The organism is Arthrobacter sp. Y3221160 (assembly GCF_059092585.1).
Genome location: NZ_JBNHHU010000001.1, coordinates 1,193,798 through 1,215,254, shown reverse-complemented (window position 1 = coordinate 1,215,254; position 21,457 = coordinate 1,193,798). Strand labels below are relative to the sequence as shown.

General features: G+C 63.3%; 20 protein-coding genes and 2 pseudogenes. 7 read left to right on the top strand and 15 right to left on the bottom strand.

Translation table 11 applies throughout. From position 1 onward, the window contains the following. Positions 1–14: 14 nt before the first annotated feature. From AC5RWG_RS05505 to AC5RWG_RS05485, 5 genes and pseudogenes are all read right to left on the bottom strand, one after another. A complete protein-coding gene (locus tag AC5RWG_RS05505) occupies positions 15–146 on the bottom strand; it encodes a hypothetical protein (RefSeq protein ID WP_494049630.1) in 132 nt (43 codons plus the stop codon). Positions 147–246: 100 nt separating this feature from the next. Beyond that, positions 247–399, bottom strand: coding sequence for a type II toxin-antitoxin system Phd/YefM family antitoxin (locus AC5RWG_RS05500; protein WP_494049631.1), 153 nt, complete (start codon positions 397–399; stop codon positions 247–249). 385 nt (positions 400–784) lie between these two features. Then, positions 785–1,008: pseudogene (locus AC5RWG_RS05495) on the bottom strand (aldehyde dehydrogenase family protein); the annotation flags it as partial. 671 nt (positions 1,009–1,679) lie between these two features. After that, positions 1,680–2,473 (bottom strand): annotated as a pseudogene (locus tag AC5RWG_RS05490) (aldehyde dehydrogenase family protein). Beyond that, complete coding sequence (locus AC5RWG_RS05485; RefSeq protein WP_494166533.1) at positions 2,473–3,237, bottom strand: FadR/GntR family transcriptional regulator; 765 nt, start codon at positions 3,235–3,237, stop codon at positions 2,473–2,475. The pseudogene AC5RWG_RS05490 and the gene AC5RWG_RS05485 overlap by 1 nt, the downstream one beginning before the upstream one ends. A gap of 93 nt (positions 3,238–3,330) precedes the next feature. On the opposite strand from AC5RWG_RS05485, the gene AC5RWG_RS05480 reads away from it, so the two are divergent. The 3 genes from AC5RWG_RS05480 to AC5RWG_RS05470 are packed head-to-tail and all read left to right on the top strand — an operon-like array spanning position 3,331 to position 6,390. After that, positions 3,331–4,209, top strand: a complete 879-nt coding sequence (locus tag AC5RWG_RS05480; protein WP_494166532.1) for a carbon-nitrogen hydrolase family protein — start codon at positions 3,331–3,333, stop codon at positions 4,207–4,209. A gap of 9 nt (positions 4,210–4,218) precedes the next feature. Next, positions 4,219–5,574, top strand: a complete 1,356-nt coding sequence (locus tag AC5RWG_RS05475; RefSeq protein WP_494166531.1) for an APC family permease — start codon at positions 4,219–4,221, stop codon at positions 5,572–5,574. Between the two features lie 36 nt (positions 5,575–5,610). After that, a complete protein-coding gene (locus AC5RWG_RS05470) occupies positions 5,611–6,390 on the top strand; it encodes a carbon-nitrogen hydrolase family protein (RefSeq protein ID WP_494166530.1) in 780 nt (259 codons plus the stop codon). 253 nt (positions 6,391–6,643) lie between these two features. Here the strand turns inward: AC5RWG_RS05470 and AC5RWG_RS05465 are convergent, their stop codons facing one another. The 4 genes from AC5RWG_RS05465 to AC5RWG_RS05450 form a co-directional block, all read right to left on the bottom strand. Next, positions 6,644–7,540: a diacylglycerol/lipid kinase family protein gene (locus AC5RWG_RS05465; protein WP_494166529.1), complete on the bottom strand. Its 897-nt coding sequence runs from the start codon at positions 7,538–7,540 to the stop codon at positions 6,644–6,646. Positions 7,541–7,870: 330 nt separating this feature from the next. Continuing rightward, a complete protein-coding gene (locus AC5RWG_RS05460; RefSeq protein WP_494166528.1) occupies positions 7,871–8,107 on the bottom strand; it encodes a hypothetical protein in 237 nt (78 codons plus the stop codon). A 102-nt stretch (positions 8,108–8,209) separates the two neighbouring features. Next, complete coding sequence (locus AC5RWG_RS05455; protein ID WP_494166527.1) at positions 8,210–8,983, bottom strand: GTP pyrophosphokinase; 774 nt, start codon at positions 8,981–8,983, stop codon at positions 8,210–8,212. 130 nt (positions 8,984–9,113) lie between these two features. Further along, positions 9,114–10,337 carry a TerC family protein gene (locus AC5RWG_RS05450; protein ID WP_494166526.1) on the bottom strand — a complete coding sequence of 408 codons (1,224 nt, stop codon included), beginning with the start codon at positions 10,335–10,337 and terminating at the stop codon, positions 9,114–9,116. Positions 10,338–10,900: 563 nt separating this feature from the next. Between AC5RWG_RS05450 and AC5RWG_RS05445 the strand changes: the two genes are divergently transcribed. The 4 genes from AC5RWG_RS05445 (at position 10,901) to AC5RWG_RS05430 (ending at position 15,395) form a co-directional block, all read left to right on the top strand. After that, the gene (locus tag AC5RWG_RS05445; protein WP_494166525.1) at positions 10,901–11,116 is read left to right on the top strand and encodes a hypothetical protein; all 216 of its coding nucleotides are present in this window, start codon (positions 10,901–10,903) and stop codon (positions 11,114–11,116) included. A gap of 366 nt (positions 11,117–11,482) precedes the next feature. Continuing rightward, a complete protein-coding gene (locus tag AC5RWG_RS05440) occupies positions 11,483–12,019 on the top strand; it encodes a hypothetical protein (protein ID WP_494166524.1) in 537 nt (178 codons plus the stop codon). Between the two features lie 968 nt (positions 12,020–12,987). Further along, positions 12,988–13,251, top strand: coding sequence for a hypothetical protein (locus tag AC5RWG_RS05435; protein ID WP_494166523.1), 264 nt, complete (start codon positions 12,988–12,990; stop codon positions 13,249–13,251). Positions 13,252–14,195: 944 nt separating this feature from the next. Further along, complete coding sequence (locus tag AC5RWG_RS05430) at positions 14,196–15,395, top strand: AI-2E family transporter (RefSeq protein WP_494166522.1); 1,200 nt, start codon at positions 14,196–14,198, stop codon at positions 15,393–15,395. A gap of 592 nt (positions 15,396–15,987) precedes the next feature. Here AC5RWG_RS05430 and AC5RWG_RS05425 read toward each other — a convergent pair. From AC5RWG_RS05425 to AC5RWG_RS05400, 6 genes are all read right to left on the bottom strand, one after another. Further along, positions 15,988–16,938 carry a 3-hydroxyacyl-CoA dehydrogenase NAD-binding domain-containing protein gene (locus AC5RWG_RS05425; RefSeq protein WP_494166521.1) on the bottom strand — a complete coding sequence of 317 codons (951 nt, stop codon included), beginning with the start codon at positions 16,936–16,938 and terminating at the stop codon, positions 15,988–15,990. Positions 16,939–16,989: 51 nt separating this feature from the next. Next, positions 16,990–18,231: an MFS transporter gene (locus AC5RWG_RS05420; protein ID WP_494166520.1), complete on the bottom strand. Its 1,242-nt coding sequence runs from the start codon at positions 18,229–18,231 to the stop codon at positions 16,990–16,992. Beyond that, the gene (gene fabG / locus AC5RWG_RS05415; protein WP_494166519.1) at positions 18,231–18,992 is read right to left on the bottom strand and encodes a 3-oxoacyl-ACP reductase FabG; all 762 of its coding nucleotides are present in this window, start codon (positions 18,990–18,992) and stop codon (positions 18,231–18,233) included. The genes AC5RWG_RS05420 and fabG overlap by 1 nt, the downstream gene beginning before the upstream one ends. A gap of 248 nt (positions 18,993–19,240) precedes the next feature. Next, positions 19,241–20,008, bottom strand: a complete 768-nt coding sequence (locus AC5RWG_RS05410; protein WP_494000351.1) for an SCO1664 family protein — start codon at positions 20,006–20,008, stop codon at positions 19,241–19,243. Next, positions 20,008–20,559: a DUF3090 domain-containing protein gene (locus AC5RWG_RS05405; protein WP_494166518.1), complete on the bottom strand. Its 552-nt coding sequence runs from the start codon at positions 20,557–20,559 to the stop codon at positions 20,008–20,010. The genes AC5RWG_RS05410 and AC5RWG_RS05405 overlap by 1 nt, the downstream gene beginning before the upstream one ends. 24 nt (positions 20,560–20,583) lie before the next feature. Then, positions 20,584–21,276: an MSMEG_4193 family putative phosphomutase gene (locus AC5RWG_RS05400; protein WP_494025494.1), complete on the bottom strand. Its 693-nt coding sequence runs from the start codon at positions 21,274–21,276 to the stop codon at positions 20,584–20,586. Positions 21,277–21,457 lie beyond the last annotated feature (181 nt).

Genomic DNA, 21,457 nt, shown 5'->3' with positions numbered 1-21,457 from the left:
GCGAATGTGGTGAATCAGGTGAACACGACCGCGACCAGCGCGCACGCGAATGCCACCCGCGTGGTCACTTCAGCGCGCGGCCGGGTCGAAACCGGTTGTGTGGGTGAGTCTGACGAGGCATCAGGGAAAGTCTGCGGATTGCTCATACTCCGGAGTCTAGTGTCGGCCTAGTATCAATCCCGGAACCAAAGGGCTCCAGTCAATCCGCACTCAGGGCCGGGAATCGTGAACCATGGCCTAACTGGGTCATCGCCTGCGCTCGGTATCGGCCGCGCGGGCGGATTCCAGAGCCGACATGAGACGGTGCGCGTTCCTGGGCGACGCCAGCAGGTAGCTTGTTTCCATCAACGAGTCGTACTCGGCTTTCGACGTCAAGACCGCGGACCCACGCTTTGACACAATCTCTACTGCGGTGCGGTCGAGGTGGACTCGTCAATGAAACTGTCAAGGTTGCGCCGGGCTTCGCTCGCTGTGACGGCCACACCCGCCTCCTGTTCGTACAGAAATGCTACTGGTTGGCCTTTGTTAAATTCTGGACAAGCATCGGATTGGTAATTCATATCGCGAAGCGGAAAGTTCGACGAACTCCGTGGGGAGCGAGCGGAACATTAGCCACATGAAGACTTGCCTATGGCCGCGCCAGAGGTTATTCGGTTACGGAACGTGGTGGAGTTCCGCTTCAATGTCTAAGTTTCCTATGACGAGGGGCTGGTCCCGCAGGTGATGCTGCGGGACCAGCCCCTCGTCATATACGTGAAGTTGAGCGCACGGACCGGCGCTGTGCTTAGTAGCTGATCACTTGGGGCTGGCCGAGGTGTTTGAGGCCTTCGACGCCGAATTCCAGGCCATAGCCGGACTGCTTCGCACCACCGAACGGAACCCGCGGGTCCACGGCACCGTGCTTGTTGATCCACACGGTGCCTGCCTGGGTCCGGGCGGCCACTCGCGGGCCTTGTCCTTGTCTGAGGACCAGACAGAGGCGCCCAATCCGACCTCGAGCGCGTTGGATGCTGCGGGTGGCGACCGGACGAGCGACAAGGTGAAAGCCCTCGTTCAACTGGACCTTGATGGCTCACAGGCCCGAATCGGGATCAGGGGCCGGGTGACTACCCGAAACGTCAAGGCCTTGTATATCGTGGCCAGACGAGCCAATTCGCTTACTCTCGGCCTGGACATCGTCCTTGACCTGAAGCGGGCAACCGTTCAAGCCGAAGCCATGGAACAGCTTCTGGGGTGCTGTGAGGCACGGCAGTTGCCGCGCCGGGTCGATCCGGACCAGTCCGAATGCCGGCTTAGCATCATCCCCCCGGCCAGACTCGCACGGACCCCCACTGGTATTGCCCTGGCCGCCTAAACCGGCACACAACGGAAAACACCCCGGTGGACAGGAAGGCACACCGTTGGGGTGCGCTCAGCAACTTCAGTCCCGGCGTTGGCGCCTGTCGGATTGTAGAAACTAGGGACTGGTTTCTGCACTCGGCTCCTGGGTATTTCTAGCTGCGGTGATGCCTGTGCTTGACGGAGCGGAGCTGCCGCGCGTCCTTCCCTCAGCTCCTCGTTAGCCACTCCCAGCGGGCGTAGGCCTCCACATCGGAGGAGCCGCCGAACGCTGCCCCGTTTCCGGAGGCACCGATGCCGGCCAGCGGGGCTCATGCGACAGCCAGAGCGGTGAGGTCGTTTCATGTGGACGTTTCCGACGATGAGCTGACTGGCAATGACTTCCGCATGATCGACGTCCCGGCTGAAATGGCAGCCGTGAGCCCGTATTCGGTTGCGTTAGCCAGTTCCAAGGAGTCTTCGTCCGACTTGAATGAGGTGATGGCAACGACCGGTGCGAAAGTCTTTTCCTGGAAGAGCGGGTTGTCGATGCACGTTTTCAAGCACCGTTGCCGGGAAGTACTGGCCCTCCGGGTTGCCGCCGCAGAGCTTTGTGCTCCGGCTGCTTCTGCTCTTGCGATGAGGTCGAGCACGCGATCGACCGAAGTCTGGTTGATGAGGGGACCTTGCATGGTGGTCGGATCGCTGCGGGGGTCCGTCGCTTTCACTTCGCGTGCTGCTGCGGTGATCTTTTCGGTGTACTCGGCTATGACAGACCCGTGCACGAGGTGGCGGCTGGCGACAAGGCACTCTTGCCCGTTGCGAAAACAGAACATGCCAGACCGACCTGCACAGCAACATCAAGATCCGCGTCCTCGAGAACGATGAAAGGGTTGCTGCCTCCGAGCTCGACCTGAACCGGCTTGAGGGCCTCGGCCGCCGCCTTCACCACTGCACGTCCCACAGCCGTGGATCCCGTGAAACTAAAGGAATGGACGTTGGGGTCAGCGCCCAGCGCTGTACCCGTGGCGGCATCCCCAGAGGTTAAGTGAAGGACACTCTCAGGCAGGCCCGCTTTCTCAAAGATCTGCGCGACCAAGAAGTCACCCGAAACTTCGTGTCTGCGGAGCGAAGGTGTATTTCGAGGGGGGTGCATTAGGTAGAGGTGGATGTGGCCTCGCCACGAACCAAGCCCATGAACATGGTTCGGTGCAGGATGTCCACGTGTCTGCGGGAGACCTCTACGGCTTCCTGAACGTCGCCGGCGCGCATGGCCGCCACGAGCGCGATGTGGTCGCCATTCGATTTATGCAGCCGTTCGATCGGGTAGGGGATGAAGTACTCATAGAGCTCCGTGAGCGTATCGTGGTAAGCCTCGACGGCGGTGCCCAGCCCTGACGCGGTGCCGACCAGTTGATGGAACCGCTCGTCCGCTTGGTGATAATAGGACCAGTCCGTGGACTTTGCCATCTCAACGGTCAGTCGGTCCAGCTCCTCCAATTGTTCAGCTGTGGCGTTGACCGCCGCGTAATGCGTTACAGCGCATTCGAAGAGCAGTCTGCTGTCGACCAACCGATTTACAGCCTGAAACTCGGCCGGTGTTGCCGACAGTTCGGCCAACACGCTCCGCGGCGGCTCGTCCGCAACAAACGTACCCCCGGCCCGGCCGCGACGGCGGACCAACACACCCTGCTGCGCCAGACTCGCTAACGCTCGGCGAGCAGTGATCGGGCTGACCGACAGGCCTAGGGCCACGTCCTCCTGGTCGGGCAGTCGCTCCCCGGGCTGTAGCAACCCCAGCGAAATCGCCATGCCAATCCGCAGTCGGACGGCATCGATCGCGCTTCGGCGGTCTGTCCCGGGCATCCTTCCGGAACGGATGGGCGAGGGCTCGGCGGTGTCCTCAAACAGACGGATCATAAGCGCTACTTTACGGCCTCTCATCACCCCTTCCCATAATTAGATCATTCTGATCTAATATAGTCCGGATCACATCCCCAACGTGGAGATAACATGCAACGCATTCTTCCCCTCATCGCTGCCCAAGCCCCGCCCCGGCTCATCGGTGAACCCCTCTCGGCTTTCGCGGACGAGGTCAAAGCCGCCCTCGCTGTCAAGCCGCACAGTACGCTGGTGGTCTTCCCTGAGCTGCACTTGTTTGGGGATTCTGACCCGGACCAGCAGCGCACCGAAATGCTCCAGGAGTCCGCAGAACCGCTGGACGGACCCCGGGTCAACGAGCTCCGGCAGCTCGCCGGCGACCTGGGCATCTGGTTGGTGCCCGGCAGCGTCTGTGAGCGCGGTCCAGAAGGGCAGTTGTTCAACACCCAGCTGGTCCTGTCCCCGGAGGGCGAGCTTGCGGGGTCCTATCGGAAGGTTTTCCCTTGGCGCCCGTTTGAGCCCTATGACCCCGGCGACCGGTTCACCACCGTGGATCTGGCGGGAATAGGCAGAGTAGGTCTGAACATCTGCTACGACGCGTGGTTCCCGGAGGTGTCCCGCCAGCTCGCCTGGATGGGCGCCGAGGTCATCCTCAACGTCGTGAAAACCACGACGCCGGACCGGCGGCAAGAACTCGTGCTGGCCAAGGCCAACGCCATCGTAAACCAGGTCTTCGTGGTCAGCGTCAACTGTGCCGGGCCCACAGGCAAAGGCAGGAGCATCATTGTCGACCCGGAGGGCAACACCCTCGCCGAGGCCGACGACGACGCCCCGGTGCTGCTGACAGCGGATCTGGACCTCGCCGCCGTCCAGCATGTCAGAACCCACGGCACCGAAAACCTTAACCGGCCCTGGTCCCAGTTCCGCGACGGAGAAGACGCCGTCGAACTTCCCGTTTACCAGGGCAGGATAAGCCCTGCTACCTGGGCTCCTCAGTCCTTCATCGCCTAAGGAACACCTGTGACGACATCACCAACCCTCACCCGCACGCTGAAACTGCCCTCCCTGGTCTTGTTCGGCCTGGCGTACCTGACCCCTTTGATTGTCCTGGGAATCTTCGGCATCATTGCCGAGACCACCGGCGGGGCATCGCCGTCCGCCTACCTAGTGGCAATGGTCGCCATGCTGTTCACGGCCCACAGCTACGGTCGGATGGCCATCGCATACCCCGTGGCCGGTTCCGCCTACACTTACGTCCGCCGGTCGATCGATCCTAGGGTCGGATTCCTCGTCGGCTGGGCCATCCTGTTGGATTACCTCTTCCTGCCGATGGTGATCTGGCTTATCGGCGGCTCGTACCTGAGCGCGCAGTTCCCCGGGATCCCCGTTGGGGTCTGGATCGTTGGCTTCATCCTCATCACCACGCTGCTGAACATCCTCGGCATCAAGGTGGCGGACAAGGCCAACTACGTGCTCATGGCGTTCCAGCTGCTGGTCATCGTGTTCTTTGTGGCCCTGTCCATCGGCAATGTGGTGTCCACCGCGGGCTTCGGCGGCCTGGCCAGCACTCAGCCGTTCTTCAACGACACCTCGAGCTTCGCCACCATCTCCGCCGGCGCCGCCATCGCCGCGTACTCGTTCCTCGGGTTCGACGCCGTCACCACCCTCACCGAGGAGACCGTCGAACCGCGCAAGAACATGCCCCGCGCCATCATGCTCATCGCCCTGATCGGCGGCGGTATCTTCGTGGCAGTGTCCTACGTGACCCAGCTGGTCCACCCCGGCGGCGTGTTCGAGGACTCGGCCTCAGCGGCCAGTTCCATCGCACTGCAGATCGGCGGGCAGCTGTTCGGCGCGGTCTTCCTCGCCGGCCTGGTGGTGGCGCAGTTCGCCTCCGGCCTCGCCGCGCAGGCCAGCGCCTCGCGCCTCCTTTATGCCATGGGGCGGGACTCCGTCCTGCCCAAGGCTGTCTTCGGCCAACTCAGCGCGAAATTTCACACTCCGGTGGTAAACCTGATCTTCACTGGCATCGTGGGATTGATCGCGATCTTCCTCGACGTGGCCACGTCGACATCATTCATCAACTTCGGCGCCTTCACAGCCTTCAGCCTGGTCAACGCCTCGGTGGTGTTCCACTACGTGCGCCAGCGCCGTGCCGGGCGCCGGCTGAATCCCGTGTCCTACGTCGTGGTCCCGGTGATCGGAGCCGTGATTTGCGCCTACCTGCTCTCACAGCTGGACAGTAACGCGATCACGCTGGGAGTGTCCTGGCTGGTACTTGGCGCGGTTGTCCTGGCGCTGATTACCAAAGGCTTTAAGGCGGCACCCCCGGAAATGACCGCCACGGAAAAGGCCACGGTTGAGGCGACCGCCTGATAGGGTCCGACGCCTGACCCAATGGAAGGAACAATCGTGAGGATAGCGCTCGGGCAGCTTTCGTCGGGCACCGACATCCATGGCAACCTCGACGCGATCGACCGGTTCGCCGCTGAGGCAGCCCGCGACGGCGCCACCTTGGTCGCCTTCCCGGAATACGCCACATACGAGAAAAAGGCTGTGGACGCGACGTTCCCCGAAGTGGCGGAGCCCCTGGACGGTCCTGTCTGCCAGCAACTCGCCAGCACCGCCCGTCGCCACCGCATCGCGCTGGTGGCAGGTACGGTGGAAACCTCGGACGAACCGGGCAAGGCGTACAACACCCTGGTGGCGTTCGGGCAAGACGGGAACCGGTTGGCCTCCTACCGGAAGATCCATCTTTTCGACGCCCAGGGCTTCGGCGAGTCGACGTTCATCAAGCCAGGCCCGTCCACTCGTCCTGTAGTGTTCGAATCCGAAGGAACGCGCTTCGGCCTGATGACCTGCTACGACCTGCGGTTCCCGGAACTGGCCAGATCGCTTGCCGACGCGGGCGCCCAGGTCCTGCTGGTCTGCTCGTCCTGGGTGCCAGGTACGCACAAGACCGAACAGTGGCTGGCCCTGAACGCCGCGCGCGCCATCGAAAACAGCGTATATGTGGCTGGAGTGTGCCAGGCGCCGCCGGTCTCGGTAGGCCGAAGCACTCTGGTGGACCCGATGGGCGCCACCGAAGCCGACCTCGGCCTCGAACCCGGTCTTGGGACGGTGAATATCTCGCTTGAGACGGTAGCCAGGGTGCGGGAGTCCTTCCCCATGTTCCGACAGCGCAGGCTGTAGTTGCGCGTAGGGCGAGAAACCGCGTAAGAGCAGAGTGGCAACGGTTGGCCTAATGCTTGGACGAAGGACGAATGCCGAGAGGTCAATCTTGGTTTGGTCCTGTTCATCGCGGCCGTAGGCGGACTTCTCCGTGTCCGCTGACGCCCGGACCCGAGAGGACCTGAAACCGGAAGCCAGCCAGTCCCGCTGACCGAAGGCAGGTTCCTGCTGGCGGCATGAAGCTCCGTTCAGGCGGACCGTCACCCGGACAGCTTCAGCCGATGACGGCCAAGGCTCCTGGCACCGACTCCACCAACACCTCCGACGCGGCAGCGAGGGTCATGATTTCGCCGTCAGTCTGGACCGGGATGCTATCAGTCGTGGTGAACGCGTAGCGGCTGACGCTGGGCTGTTCGCCCAAGCCCACTGTCACCGCGCGGAGGGTCATCAGTGCCATGCGCCACTTGCTGGCATGGGGCAGCATCACTACTTCGAACTTCCCGTCCGCGGGATGGCCGGACTCGCTGAGCCTGAAATACTTGGCCATATCCGGGATGTTGGCAAGGACCAGGCTGTCCAGTCTCGCCCGGGCGCCATCGGCCCGGACGATCTCGAAGGGCCGCAGTCCTGTGACCGTGCGGGCTACCGAGACGAGTTCCTTTACTACTCCCTTCTGGCCCCTTTCGATCCCGATGGCCATCAGCGGCGTCAGGCCGAACCCGATATAGGAGTGTGCGTAGCGCGACCACTGCTGTGCCCCGCCGCCGACCCGCAGCCTCAGCAGGTCGATCCGCCTGACTTCGCCGCCGGCAATCGCGTCGATCAGAAGCTGCCGCCGGGTGCTGCGGCGGTGGTCGTTGGCGTTACCACCGGCCATCAGGGCGCAGACTGCACCCGTGCCCGGGACATCCATCACCCCGTTGACCACTTCGTTGAAGCCGCCGTCGCCGCTGACGGAAACAATCAGCGGCCTGCCGTCCTGCGCCGTAGCGCGCGCCAGTTCGCGGGCGTGGCCGGCCGATTCGGTGTGGCGCACCTGAACCGGCACATCCGGCAGTCGGCGGGCTAGGTCCCCGCGCAGTTGTTCGGCCAAATATACCGGGGCCTTGCCGGCGTCCGGATTGTAGATGAGAACAATCCGCTCAAAACACCCGGGAGAGGAACCAGTCATACTGCCAGCTTAAGCGCCCAGAACAACGGCGCCGACCGGACAATCGGTCCGACGCGGACGCCGCAAGACAGAGACTGTCGAAATACCTGGGCCCGGGGGTCGGCTGGGGGAGTCCATTGGCACTTGCGACTCCGGCCGGGGGCATATGCGCGCTGTTATCGGCCTTCACCGGATTTTTTGGGTTCTGGCTGCAGGGCTTCGGGGTCCATACATGATTGTTTGGAATCGCACTTGTCTCTGATCGTCCTGCCAAATCCGCTGTATTGGGTCGATCCTGTGGTATCGGATCACGCGGGAGGTCCCATTGTTTAAACCGGGCAGTTCTGCGTCTCAGCTCCGGATGACGCGGATGCTGTAGTCGACGGTGTCGAGCATGCTGCGGTTGCCGAGAGGTTCGTCCGTGATCCAGACGACCCCTATTTCCGGGGCGGTCTCTTCCACCCGGCCGCGATAGCGGACTCTGCCGGGGCCGGTGGCCTCGATCTGGTCGCCGCGACGAAGGCCGGAAACGTCATCAAGGCGGGCTGGAGTGGGAGTATGTTCGACCCGATTAATTTCGGATGCCATGGAAGTTCTCCTTCTTTCACTGGCTAACAAGTAAACGTTGTTGCAAGGACTGAGGCGGTTAGTCATCGTCCTGCGTTCAGCGGTCGCTTTCCGGGGATGGGTTCAGGCCAGAGGAGCCCGGGCTGCAAAGCTCTCTTCGGCAACAGGGCTGCCGGAGACTGGTGTGTTCCTGCCGACGGCGTGCAGGAACGGTTCCGGCAGGTAGGTCCCCGGCGGCTGATCGGGGGCGGGGTGACGGTTCGCTACCTCGTCGTGGATCTGTTCCATTTCCTTGTCGAGTCGGTTCGCCACGTCCGCGGCGTCCCTGAGTTGATGCAGCAGGCGCGGGGGGATGTCGCGGTCGTACTTGTAGTAGATCTTGTGCTCAAGGCTGGCCCAGAAATCCATGGCAATAGTCCGAATCTGGATCTCCACATTCACGTGTTCGACCCGGTCGCTCCTGAACACCGGTATCCGCAGAATCACGTGCAGGCTCTTGTAGCCGTTGGGTTTGGGGTTTTTGATGTAGTCCTTGATCTGAACGACGGTGACATCGTGCTGCCCGGTGAGCATGTCGCAGACCTTGTAGGTGTCGGAAATGAAACTGCAAGTGACGCGGACGCCGGCAATGTCACGGACGTTTTCGCGGATCTCGTCCAGGGACAGCCCGTGGCCCTGACGCCGGGCCTTGGCCACAATGCTTTCGGGGGATTTAAGCCGGTGGCTAATGTGTTCGATGGGGCTGTAATCGCGGGCGTGGTTGAACTCTTCCTTCAGGATGTTCAGTTTCGTCATCGTCTCGTCGATGGCGAACTTGTAAGACATCATGAAGTGCCGGACGTGCCTGCCCTGTGCCATGAATCCGTTTAGTTCCCGCGCATTTTCAAGCTGCGCCAAGTTTTTCCTTTCATCCCGGTTTCCCCGACTTATCAAGGCCCGAGGGCAGACCGGGGTGCCACCCCGGGCCAGGGACGCGGCCCCTGCCGCGGCTACTGAAGCGGGGGCAGCTTATAGCCGGGTTCGAAAATCACTTCCGGGTTTTCGATTCGTTCCCGACTACGGCCGGTTGCCGGGCGAGGTGCTGCCCGTGCTGCCGGTGTGCCTCGGCGACCTTGGCACGGATGTTGTCCACGTCCTTGGCCTTGTTGCGGTACTTCGGCTCCATCTGTTCGATCTGCCGCTCCTCCTCACGCAGGGCACTATAAATACGCTCGCGCTCGGCCGGGTCCGCAGTGTATTCGAGATCCAGGTAGTTGACCGCGTGCCGCCGGGCGTTATTGATCGCGGTCTGCGCCTTGCCCGCCTTGCTCAGCAGCGACGCGACCACGGTTATGACCAGGACGCCGATGATGACGGTGAGCGAGAGGCCGGTGGTGATCTCGAAGACCGGGACCGGCTCGCCGCCGTTGACGAACGGAAGGTTGTTCTCGTGCAGGGCGTGCAGGATCAGCTTGACGCCGATGAAGGCCAGAATGGCGGCCAGGCCGTAGGAGAGGTAGATTAGCCGGTCCAGCAGACCATCGATCAGGAAGTACAGCTGGCGCAGACCCATCAGCGAGAAGGCCGTGGCCGTGAAGACGATGAACACGTTCTGGGTAAGACCAAAGATCGCCGGGATGGAGTCGAGGGCGAAGAGGATGTCCGTTCCGCCGATGGCCACCATGACCAGCAGCATCGGCGTCATGACCTTCTTGCCGTTTTCCATGGTGAACAGCTTGTCGCCGTCGTAGTGGTCCGTGGTGTGGAAGAGCTTGCGGGCCAGACGGATCATGAAGTTGTCCGCTTCGCCGCCGGAGGTTTCGGGCTTGAGCAGGTTGCCGGCAGTGATCAGGAGGATCAATCCGAAAGCGTAGAACACCCAGGCGAAGGAGTTGATCAGGGCCGCCCCGAGGAAGATGAATCCGGTCCTGGCGATCAGCGAGAACACGATGCCGAACAGCAGCACCTTCTGCTGATCTTCGCGCGGGACCTTAAAGCTGGCCATGATGATCAGGAAGACAAAGAGGTTGTCGACCGAGAGCGCCTTCTCCGTGATGTACCCGGCGAAATACTCCGAGCCCATAGCCGGGCCACCGTAGATCAGGACGAGGATGCCGAAGATGATGGCGATGCCCACATAGATGGCGGACCAAATGGCCGCTTCCTTCAGCTGGGGAACGTGCGCTTTGCGGATGTGGAAGAAGTAATCAAAGGCCAGCAGGGCCAAAATAACGACAATGGTGATGCCCCAGATCAGGGGAGGAACAGTCAAGGTATTCCTGCTTTCGTAAGGTGGGTAGCAGCGAGCCGGGTAAGTCTCTCCGCCCGCCCTCCGGCTGGCCGCTGCACCCGGCAAGGCATCGGTGCCTGACGTGTTGACGTATGCAGCGCTTCGGAATACTCCCTTACGTATTTTCACTCTATCCGGGTTTCGCAGCCGGAGACCAATCGGAACCCGGGCCGGCACCAGCGCTGCTGCACGTCCCGGCTCCTTAACCAGCGATGCCGCTGTGTGCAGCCGGGACGCACCCGAGGTTGAATCACTGCGCGCGATTTTTGTGCCGAGGGTAACGGAGTGACTGCGGGCAGTACACGCAGGTGCTCCCAGCTTCACGTACCTCTGGCGGAAGGAGCCTGTGCGCATGGTCCAGTCGTCCCGTTGCGCTGGCCGCACGACGCCCTCCGGCGCATGATGAGCAGGCGCGCCCGTCCGAGGGCCGGCAATCGCCGATCTTACCGAAGCGGGGATGATCCGGGTCCTGAATGCGTTAAGTTGGGGACACCGATACGTCGTGGTCGGGATCGGCCCGACGGGTAAATGGAGGAGCAATACGTATGGCAGGTTTGAGTGGCCTCAGCAGGATCATCAGGGAAGTGGCAGGGAATCCGAAGGTAAAAAGCGCGCTTCAAAGCCCGAAGGTCAGGCAGGCCGGTGGCAGGGTAGTTGATAAGGCTGCCGTCCTTGCCGAGAAGGCGAGCAAAGGCAGGCACCAGGACAAGATTCAACGTGCCCGCGATGAAGCACTAAGGCGCCTGGAAGGCCGCTCCTGACCTTGATCCGGTCAGGACCAGCCCGTCGCCCGCTGCTGCTGCCGGCGTTGGTGACGGCGATGCTTAGCGCGGGAGCTCCGTTGAACCGGGATTTGAGGTACCGGCCGAAGAGCATCAAGTTGAAAGTCCGTCGGTGAGCGTTTCGTCCACCGCATCTGCCCGGCGCTGGTGCAGGGCAGCCCGATCAGTACGGGCGGAAGGAAGCTGCGGTCATCCCGCGGAGCCTCTCCCCGGTTTGCGCTCTGGCAAGCGGGGGCAGGGCTCAGGCTTCGGCCTTCTTCTGCCCCGCCTCTCGTCGCTGGCTTCCCGCCGGTGGCCTGCACCGGCTTCGATCGGTGCGGCCGTGCACCCGTCAAGGCTGTGGCCATGACCAGTCGCGGGCCGTGGTCCATCCGTCTGCGCCACAGGGCGGGCGGGCCGGTGAATCCCCGCAGGGCCGTAAGCCGGATCTCGGCCTACGTGTACGGCAATGTCCTGGTACAGGCGGCCATTGTCGCCTCCACTCCGTCCGCGGTCCGGACCGGTGAAGCTCTGATCTACATCACGGGAACAGCGCTGACCACTTTCCTGGCGCACGTTCTCGCGCACACTTTCAGTGCCTCCGCGGTGGGCGGCAAGGTCTCCGGCACGGAAATGCTTCAGCAGCTGCGCGATGCCGTCCCGATCCTGACCTCCGGGCTGATGCCGGCCGTCATGGTGGGCCTTTCCGCGCTGGGCAGATTTGACGACCGGCTGGGCCTCGCCGCAGCGTCAGGGCTGATCCTGTTCCGCCTTGGCTCCATCGGTCTTGTCGTCCAAAGACTGAGCGGCAGGTCCGCTAGCGCAGGGGCCCTGTGGGGCGGTATCGCCCTGGCCGCCGTTGCCAGCATTATCGTGGCGGTGAAACTTCTAGTCGCCCACTGAAAAGGGTCAGTCCCCGCGCCGGGGAGGCCTGGCTGCAAACTCCGTTCCGGCATCAGGTCTGCGGGCAGCCCGGCCGGGCGGGGCCGCTCCTGCTGCCGGCTGCCGAGGTCGTCATGATCCCCGGCAGCAGCCAGCAGACGCGTTTGTCGTGCGCGGAACCGGCAATTATGCGCCGGTAGCTGTGGCATGGAGGTGAACGGCTCCCGTCTGGTTTGGCTAGGGGGCGCGCGGCCGCGAGGGGCTTGAGACAATGGATGGGAATGAAACCGATGCTCAAGAAACGTGACCTGTCCATTGCCCTGGCCGGCATCGACGGCGCCGGCAAGAGCTCCGCGCCGCAGCCGTAGCCTCACGGCTGCGGCAGCGGGGCATGTGCGTGAGCGTCACCGGGGTGGACGGCGGCCGGAAAAACATGGACAACCTAGCGGGCCGGTTCGGCACCACAGCTTCCCGGATGCTGGGCGTCCGCGGGATGGATGTCGCGGAGACGCTGGGACCCCGATCTCGGGTGAGTGTTCGCAGGCACGCTTCGCCTCGCCACATACGGTCTAAACTGTTTGGTTCATAGAGAGGTTATTCGACTACGGAACGTGGTGGAAGTTAGATTCAATGTGCAGTTCCTGATCTCCCTGAGACCTTTTGCGATAGCCGCTAAGAACATGTGTTCTTAGCGGCTATGTCCTCTTGTGACCCGCACCTAGTCAAATGATGCCGTTTTGCAGCATGGCAGCCGTCGGCGGTTCTGTACGAGGCTGATTCTTGGTCTGAAGAAGCTAATGGACTTGTCTTCATCTACCGGTGAGTGACTCCCTGGTTGTGACCCCCTGTGGGCGACGGTGTCGGCGCAGCCCCACGGGGCACCATCCAGCCCTGTCGCAGGCGCCGCTACCGGCGTAGGCTTCGGCTGCGCCGGCTCTGTCCGCGGGATCCGTCCGCCCGGCCGGCAGTCGCCTACAAAGGAGTCCGCCATGACTGTTCTGGTCCAAAGCCTTGTGCCCGGCCTGACCCGGGAGCAGTACGAAGGCATCGCCGCCGCTCTCAGGGACAAACTCATGGCCGCCCCCGGCTTCAACGCCCATTACGCCTATGAGAGCGAAGGCGGAATGACCGTTGTGGAGATTTGGGAGGCGGCCACGCAGCACGACGCATGGTTTGACAACTATGTCAGGCCAAACCTGCCGGTGGAGTTCACCCCGGAGAAGCACGAACTGGCGAACAAGATGACAGCCTAGCCCTGTTATTCGATCTAGTAGCGAAGGGCTTGCGAGTCAGGTTCAGTTCGGTCGTCTGGAACAGGCCTCCGGGTTCACGTTCGGCAGGGAGGACTTGAATTCGGGGTGAGGTTATTCGGCTACGGGACGTGGTGGAATTTAGGTTCAATGTATAGTCTCTAATCTCCCTGAGACGTTTGCGATGGCCGCTAGAATCCCGTGTTCTTAGCGGCCAGGCGCAGCAGTCGAGGTGAGGCTGCTCGGCATTGCCGCAATTATCCTCGGTGTCATCATGGTTCCTGTGCTGTAGGGAGTGCCCGCACGCTTTCGCGATGGCTATGCAGGCGGACGGAACCATAGCCGGCCGAAGGAGGTACCCCTCCCTCCTCCTCAGGTTTAGGCTCGGGGCATGGCGACATGGAAGCCAGACCCCCTGTGGTGGCCCTTTGCGATCTGTCTACTCGGGCTGACAGTGGCGAATCTGATTCTGATCCTCGTATCCGCCCCCGTCTGGGCGCGGCTGATTCCCCGCATGGCTTTACATCCTTTTCTTTATTGTCGCCATGTCGGTGCTCCTGCGGCGGCGCGCGCTACGTAAGAGGGACAGCACTAGCCAGTCCCGGAGACGCACCCCGTAGGTTGTGGTCTTGCCATTTCCCGGCAATCTTCAAGTACCGCGGAGCCATCCCGATCTGCCGGCAGCCGCCTTCCACAGCACCCCGGTGCAGCCCAAGTGCGTCACCTGCCGTTTCGACGATTATCTGGACGCCAGCGGACGCCAGACCACGGGCCCGCCTAGGCGCCATCCGTCCAGTAACCCAGACCTGCACATCGGATCGGTCCACGCACGATGCCTGCCAAGTTGAATCTGCGGCATGGCCTGGGCGCGGGATCAGTTGCCCAAGTGGGGCAGGATAGGAAGCATGCGATTTATTCCGAAGCGTCAGGCATCGACCGCTCGCTCGGTGTCGAGCACTCTCAAGGCTGATCCCGAGGCGGTGGAATCCGCCACCGGACCCGGAGTGAAGCCGCAGGAACCGCGTGGGATTTTCGCCGCCGGCGTTGACCGCACGGCTCTGTGGACTGGACGGGCCGTTGTCATCGCTATCGGTTTAGTGCTGGCCTGGTGGCTGGTCCGTTCGCTGTGGTCGGTGGTTTTCCCGACGATCCTGGCCCTGCTGCTGGCCAGCATCCTGTGGCCGGTGAACCGCCTGGCCCGCCGCCTCATGCCCAAGGCGCTGGCGGCCTTTGTCACCGTGCTCGCTGCGCTGGCTGCCGTCGTCGGAGTGCTGATACTGGTAATTCCGTCGCTGGCCTCGGGAACCGCGGGGCTGGCCGGGAAGGCACGCGAAAACCTCGGGCAGATCACCCAGTTCCTGGCCGGGCCACCGTTCAATCTTGAAAACGCGGACCTGAATTCCCTGGTGGACAGCGCGGTATCCCAGATCCGCGAGCACGCCGGAGACATCGCCTCCGGAATCACCACCGGACTGGGGGCCATCACTTCGGGCACCATCATCTTTGTGCTGGTCCTGGTCTTCACGTTCTTCTGCCTCAAAGACGGCGACCGCTTCCTCGCCTGGACCAGCCGATGGACGGACGCCAAGGTCTACGTACACGCCGCCGCCGTGACCTCCCGGGCCTGGCAGACTCTGTCGGGCTACATCGCGGCGCAGGCCGCCGTCGCCCTGGTCGATGCTGTCTTCATCGGCGCCGCCCTTTTCATTCTCGGCATTCCGCTCGCCTTGCCGCTGACCATCCTGATCTTTATCGCGGCCTTCATCCCGGTCGTCGGTGCGGTGGCAACAGGTTTGCTCGCCGCCCTGATCGCCCTGATCTCCCACGGCTGGGTCACGGCCCTGATCGTGCTCGGCGTGGTGATTGTGGTCCAGCAACTGGAGAGCAACCTGCTGCAGCCGTTCCTGGTGGGAACTAAGCTGAAGATCCACCCGGCCGTGGTGCTGGCCTCGGTAACAGTCGGCGGCACCCTGTTCGGCATCGTCGGAGCTTTCCTATCGGTACCAACAACAGCGGTGGGAATTGTGGTGCTGCGTTATCTGCGGGACGTGGTCTTCCCCGTCCAACCGGAAGGGGAAGCAGAGGTAGACGGTTCTAACAGCAGCCGGCCGGAAGCCGAGGCAACCGTGGCAGGCGCGCAGGGCTAACCGCAGACCTAACCCGCCGCACCCTCCAGCGGCCAGGTGTGCCGCCTCGTTGGTATGCATGTTGTGCGAATTCTGCCGCGTCATCTCGGCCTGCGCTGCCGGACGGTCCAGCCCGCCTCCTACAAACAGTCGCAGGGTCTTGATCTGCCAGCTGGCGCCGTTCTGTTCCGTCTAGGCGCGGGCGCGCAGGATCTCCATGTACCTGTCGATCAAATGGCCCACACGAAGATCGGCCAGTCCGTCGGCGGCCAGCGGCAGCAGGCGGCGGACAATCAGCTCCACCACCTCGAATATCTCCGACGCCCGGTTTCTGCAGCCTAACGTCGGTCCAGGGAACGCACGGCGTTCTTCTCCCGCCAAGGCAAGGACCTGACCTGCTACTTGCCTGGTGTGGGCGGCCGCCACTGATGCGGTGCCCTCCGGCTTCGTGGTCGATGGGGAGCTGGGGGAGCAGATTGCTGCGGGACGGAAGCTCAGGGGCTTCCGTTCCGCAGCAATGTGCGGGCCGGATCAGCAGACGGAATTTGAATCGCCGTTTGATCTGCAGCTGCCGGTGGGAGCCAACGCGTTGGCTGTCCGGGACCGCCCTTGGTCAGGGGATCTGGGGCTTGGCGTTTTTGGCGACGATGAGGTCGATGAGGAGCTGGTCGCGCTGGTTCAGGGTCTGTGACCAGTCGTAACCGTCGAGCTCCTGCGCGACGCCGTCGGCCATGACGGGGATGTAGTCGTCGGTCTCCGGGTAGGTGCCCAGGGTCCTGGCCCACTCGCGCTGGGCCGGGCCGATGTGCTCGAGGACGTGGGTGATGCCGCCGTCGCCGCCGGAGGCGTGCAGGTTGAGGAAGGGGCCCAGCAGCGCCCACCGTAGGCCCGGGCCATAGGAGATGGCGGTGTCGATGTCCTCGACGCTGGTCACCCCGGTGGAGACCAGGTGGAACATCTCGGTCCACAGGGCCACCTGGAGGCGGTTGGCTACGTGGCCGGGCACTTCCTTGTTGATGCGGATGGGCTTCTTGCCGATCTCGGTGTAGAAGGTTAAGGCCCGGTCCACGGTCTCGGGCGAGGTCTGCCGACCGCCGAGCACTTCGACCAGCGGGATCAGGTGCGGCGGGTTGAACGGGTGCCCGAGGACCATGCGCTCGGGGTGCTGCATGCCCTGCTGGACGTCTGTGATCAGCAGCCCGGACGAGGAGGTCGCGATGATGGCCTCCTCGCTGGCGCCGGCTTCGATCTGGGCCAGCATGGCGTGCTTGACCTCCAGGCGCTCCGGTCCATTCTCCTGGATGAACTCGGCGCCGCTCACGGCCTCGGTGATCGAGGCGGTGAACCGAAGATTGTCTTTGGTGGCACCCTCGGCCAGGCCGATGGTCTCCAAGGCTGGCCAGAAGTCCTCGACCCAGCGGCGCAGTCGGTCCTCGGCCCCGTCTGCGGGGTCAGAGGCGACGACCGTGAATCCTTGAGCCAGGTAGTACGCGGCCCAGCTGGCGCCGATGACGCCGGTTCCAACGACGGCGATCGTCCGGTTGGAGTTGCTTGTGATGCTCATGGTGATTGTCCTTTCAGGTACTGCTTGTTTGTGAGGCTGCTTGTCCGGGTGCTACCGGATGTCCTCGAAGATCCGCTTGCTCGTGAGCATCTTGGCAGCGACGATCATGACCACTGCGGCCGCGATGAAGACCAGGAGCGGGATCGTCCACCCTCCGGATAGGGACGAGAGCACTCCGCCGAGGAAGGGGCCGACGGTGCCGAAGGCGTAGCCGATGCCCAAGCTGAATCCGGTGACGGTGGAAGAACCCTCGGGGGTCCGGGTGCGCTGGTTGAACATGACCATCGCGAACGGGAACGCGCCGCCGGAGATGCCGGCGATGACGGCCCATAGCCCGGCCGCGCCGGGAGCGACCATGATGCCGGTGTAGCCGATGATGGAAGCGACGGGGAAGAGGATGCCCAGCCAGAACGGGTTTTTCATGCGGGTGGCGATGATCGGGGTGATCAGGGCCATCGGCAGGGTCAGGAACGTGTAGATGGAGTACATTCCGGCCGCACCGGCCTCACTAAGGCCCTGGGCCTGGAAGATGGTGGGCAGCCAGGCGAGCATGGCGTAGGTGTTCAACGCGGCCATGCCGTAGAAGATAGCCCCGCCCAGAGAGATCGGGTTGGTGAACAGCTTGGCGATGCCGACCTTCTGCGCTGCGGGGCCCGTTCCGGTGCCTTGGGCCGCGGTGTCCCGGCGTCCGGAGCGGACGGCGGCCAGGATCCACGGGAGTGCGGCGAGCACCATGAGGATGGCATAGGAGGCGACCGAGGCCCGCCAGCCGGCGGTGTTGGACATCGGTACCGCGAGCATGGCGGGGACGGTGGCTCCGGCCTGGGTCATGAGGGTCAGCACGGTCATGGCGGTACCCTGCCGGTCCGGGAAGTACCGCTTGACCAGCGGCGGGCCGACCACGTTGCCGATGCCCATGCCGAACAGGGCGATCGCTCCGAAGGCCAGGAACCCGATGGCTGAATCCCCGATCACGCGCAGGACGGTGCCGAGGACGCCGAGGGCCATGGCCACCACGGCCATCTTCGCCGGGCCGAGGCGGCGGATGAAGACCGGGGCCACGAAGCCGGCGACGCCGAAGGCGATCGTGGGCAGCATGCCGAGGATCGTGGCGCCGGTGGTGCCGAGGGCAACGTCGTCCTGGATCCGGCCCAGGATCGGCGAGATGCCGGTCACCGCGTGGCGCAGGGAAAACGCCATGAGGATCAGACCGAGGAAGTAGAGAATCCGTCCCCGCCAGGGTTTCCGGACCGGGGCTGCCTGTGTGGACTGGGATTGGGAAGTGGTGCTCATCAGACGGCCGCCTTGGAGTCGCCATCAATGGGAAACATCTGGCCCGAGATGGTGCGGGCGTGCGGTCCGGCGAGGAAGAGGACCAGTTGGGCGATGTCGTCGGGGTTGATGAACTGCTTGACCGATTGGTTGGCCATCGCGCTGTCGATCTCCTCCTGCACGGTGCGGCCGGAGACTGCAGCGCGGCCTTCGAAGACACTCATGATGCGCGGGCCGTCGACGGCGCCCGGGTGGATGGTGTTGGAGGTGATGCCGAATTGGCCGAGCTCCATGGCCAGGGTCTTGGCGAAGCCGACCAGGCCCCACTTGGTGGTGGAATAGGCAACTCGGTTCGGGTAGCCAAAGCGGCCGGCCAGCGACGACATCATGATGATGGAGGCGGCCTCCGACCGCTTGAGCAGCGGAATGACCGCCTGCGTGACATTGAACGTGCCCTGCAGGTTCACACCCACGACGGCGGCGAAGGCGTTCGCATCGTACTTGTCGACAGGGGCGGTGGGGCCGGCAATCCCGGCGTTGTTCACCAGCACGTCCAAACCGCCGAGCCTCGTGTTGGCGTCTTGAGCGAGCACCTCCCCGGCCTCAGGGGCGCTTACATCGACCACCGAACCGCTGATGTTGGCGTACTCCGCGGTGACCGCGGCCACGGCGTCGGCGTTGATGTCCGCGATGTGCACGTGTGCACCTGTGGCGGCGAAGGCCTTGGCGATGGCCAAGCCGATTCCGTTTGCTCCGGCAGTGACCAGAACGCGCTGCGACATTGTCTTCTCCTTGTGGTGATTTACCAGGCGGGGACAAAGGCGGGTGGGGTAGTGACCTCGTCAGTGTCCGAGACGCAACTTATATGCGTATGCATCTACCATGGGCCCGTAAAGGTTGATGTGTCAACTAATGTGAGCGAGTAGACAGATTAGGCGGAATCCCTAAAACCTTTTGCCCCGAAGGCAGCGTTGTCTCAACCAGGCTGGCGGCGAGTGGACGCAGCACTTGTGCTTCGCTGATTAACGAATTAGAACAGCGGCCAGGGCACCGCGGACATCTCACCGCTCGGAGCCGGAAACCGCCCTGCCAAGCGCAACTTGGCGCAGCGCGCGGCGAGCGATGCGATTTCTTCGGCGCTGAGCAGGTCCGCCAGGTTTCGGCCCAGCCCGCCGTGCAGTCCTTCGCTGACACGGTCTATGCCGTAGCGTTCCTCGGCGGTTAGAGCGTCTCCCAACCATCCCCACAACACCGTGCGCAACTTGTGGTCACGATGAAAGGTCAGCCCATGGTCCACGCCGTGCCGGTGTCCGTCCGTCATGGCAAGAATGTGGTCGCCTTTGCGGTCGGCGTTGTTGACGATGATGTCGAACACCGCCATGCGTCTCAGCGCCGGCGAGTCTTCGTGAACGAGGGCGACCATCCGTCCGTTCTCATCCCGGCCCTTGAGAACGTGTCTCCAGCCCGTCTCCGGCACCTGGTCCGCCGCGACCAGGTCCACGGCGCTTTGGGCGGGGTCTTGCTCCTGCCAAAGCTGTACCATTCCTTCGCCCAACGGACCATCGCGCAGCCAGGTGTGCGGCACGATGTCCCAGCCGAAGGCCTGCGAGACCAAGTAGGCGGCCACCTCCCGGTGAGCCAGGGTGCCGTGGGGAAAATCCCACAGCGGACTTTCCCCCGCTATCGGCTTATAGACCACGGCCACGTCGCCGATGCTGCCCAGAAATGTAGCGTTTGAAGCCGTCGTGATGCGTCCGGTGAGCGTCAGCTCGGCGGTCACCAGGTCCGGCGCCGGCATCAGGCCTCGGGAAGGGTACAGGTGTGCCCGTCGGCGTCTATGGGGTAGCCGCAGAGCGGGCACGTCGGACGTCCGGCGCCCACGATCTCACGGGTGCGCTTGGTGAATGCGCGGGCGGTGCCGACAGGCATGCGCACCAGCAGCATTTCGGCCGCCTGAGCCCCGCCCTCATCAAGCGATTCGTCGTCGTCGGTATCGACGTCGGTGATGGCGTAGGCCTCTATCACGACCTGCGCGGTCGTCGGGTCCCAACCTAAGCTCATGGAGCCGGTGCGAAACTGCTCCTGACCTGCCTCAAGCTGATCATTGTCAACGAGCTCAGTGGGAGTACTCGCGGGAACGCTGAAGGGGTTGCCTTCGAGGGCCATGAGCTGGTCGAGAATTTCGTCGATCTTCTCTGCGAGCAGGGCCGACTGCTGTTTCTCCAGGGTAATACTCACGATCTGCGTCCCCGCACGCACCTGCAGATAGAACGTACGCGCCCCCGGAAGGCCTATGGTGCCAACGACGACCCGATCGGGCCAGGCGAACTCGTGAACACGTGCAGGCATGTCAGTATTTTAGGCACATGAGGTTCATGGCTCCTGCTGCCCTGCACCGCCGCCCACCGGCGCATCGGCAGAGCGGATGCCGTTCGACAGCCACGACAGATCACCGGCGTCGGTGTTGGTCGCGTAGACGCTTGGTCTACTGACGCTGTAACGCACGATTGATACGGACCCCGGGCCCACGGTGATTCGCTGGAACAGGTCAAGGTGCATGCCAAGCGCGTCGGCGAGGATCGACTTGATAATGTCACCGTGACTCACCGCCACCCACACGGCCCCTGGCCCGTACTCCGTCTCGAAGGCTGCATCGTGGCGTCGAATCGCTGCCACCGACCGAGCCTGCATCGAGGCCAGGGATTCACCGCCGGGAAAGACGACGGCGGACGGCTGCGACTGCACGACCGGCCACAATTCCTCGGTCTCAAGATCACTGATCGTGCGGCCCTGCCACTCGCCGTAATCGCATTCGGTGAGATCGAGGTCGACCGGCGCGTGCGGCGACCCAGCCTGGCGATCGAGGATGAACTGCGCGGTCTGCCGACAACGCTCCAGAGGGCTCGACACCACCCCGACTACGGGCACCGCTGCGAGCCGGTCTCCGGTCAGCGCCGCCTGATCGCGCCCGACCTGGTCGAGGCAGACGCCGTCGGCACGACCGGCCAGCAGTCCGGTGGCATTGGCTGTGGTGCGGCCGTGCCGCACGAGGATGACTGTCGCCATCCACTCAGCCTAACCACCCGTTCAACTACGGTGTGAACCGCAGAGGGTCGCGCGTCGAACAGACCAATCACGCTTTCATGAAGGGACAGACCAACCTGAGGTCTGCGTCCACGTCGAACTGTGGACAAAGTTTGACTGGGTGTGTACCTATTGAAGGTCCGGGCAGCAGACGGGCGTTCTT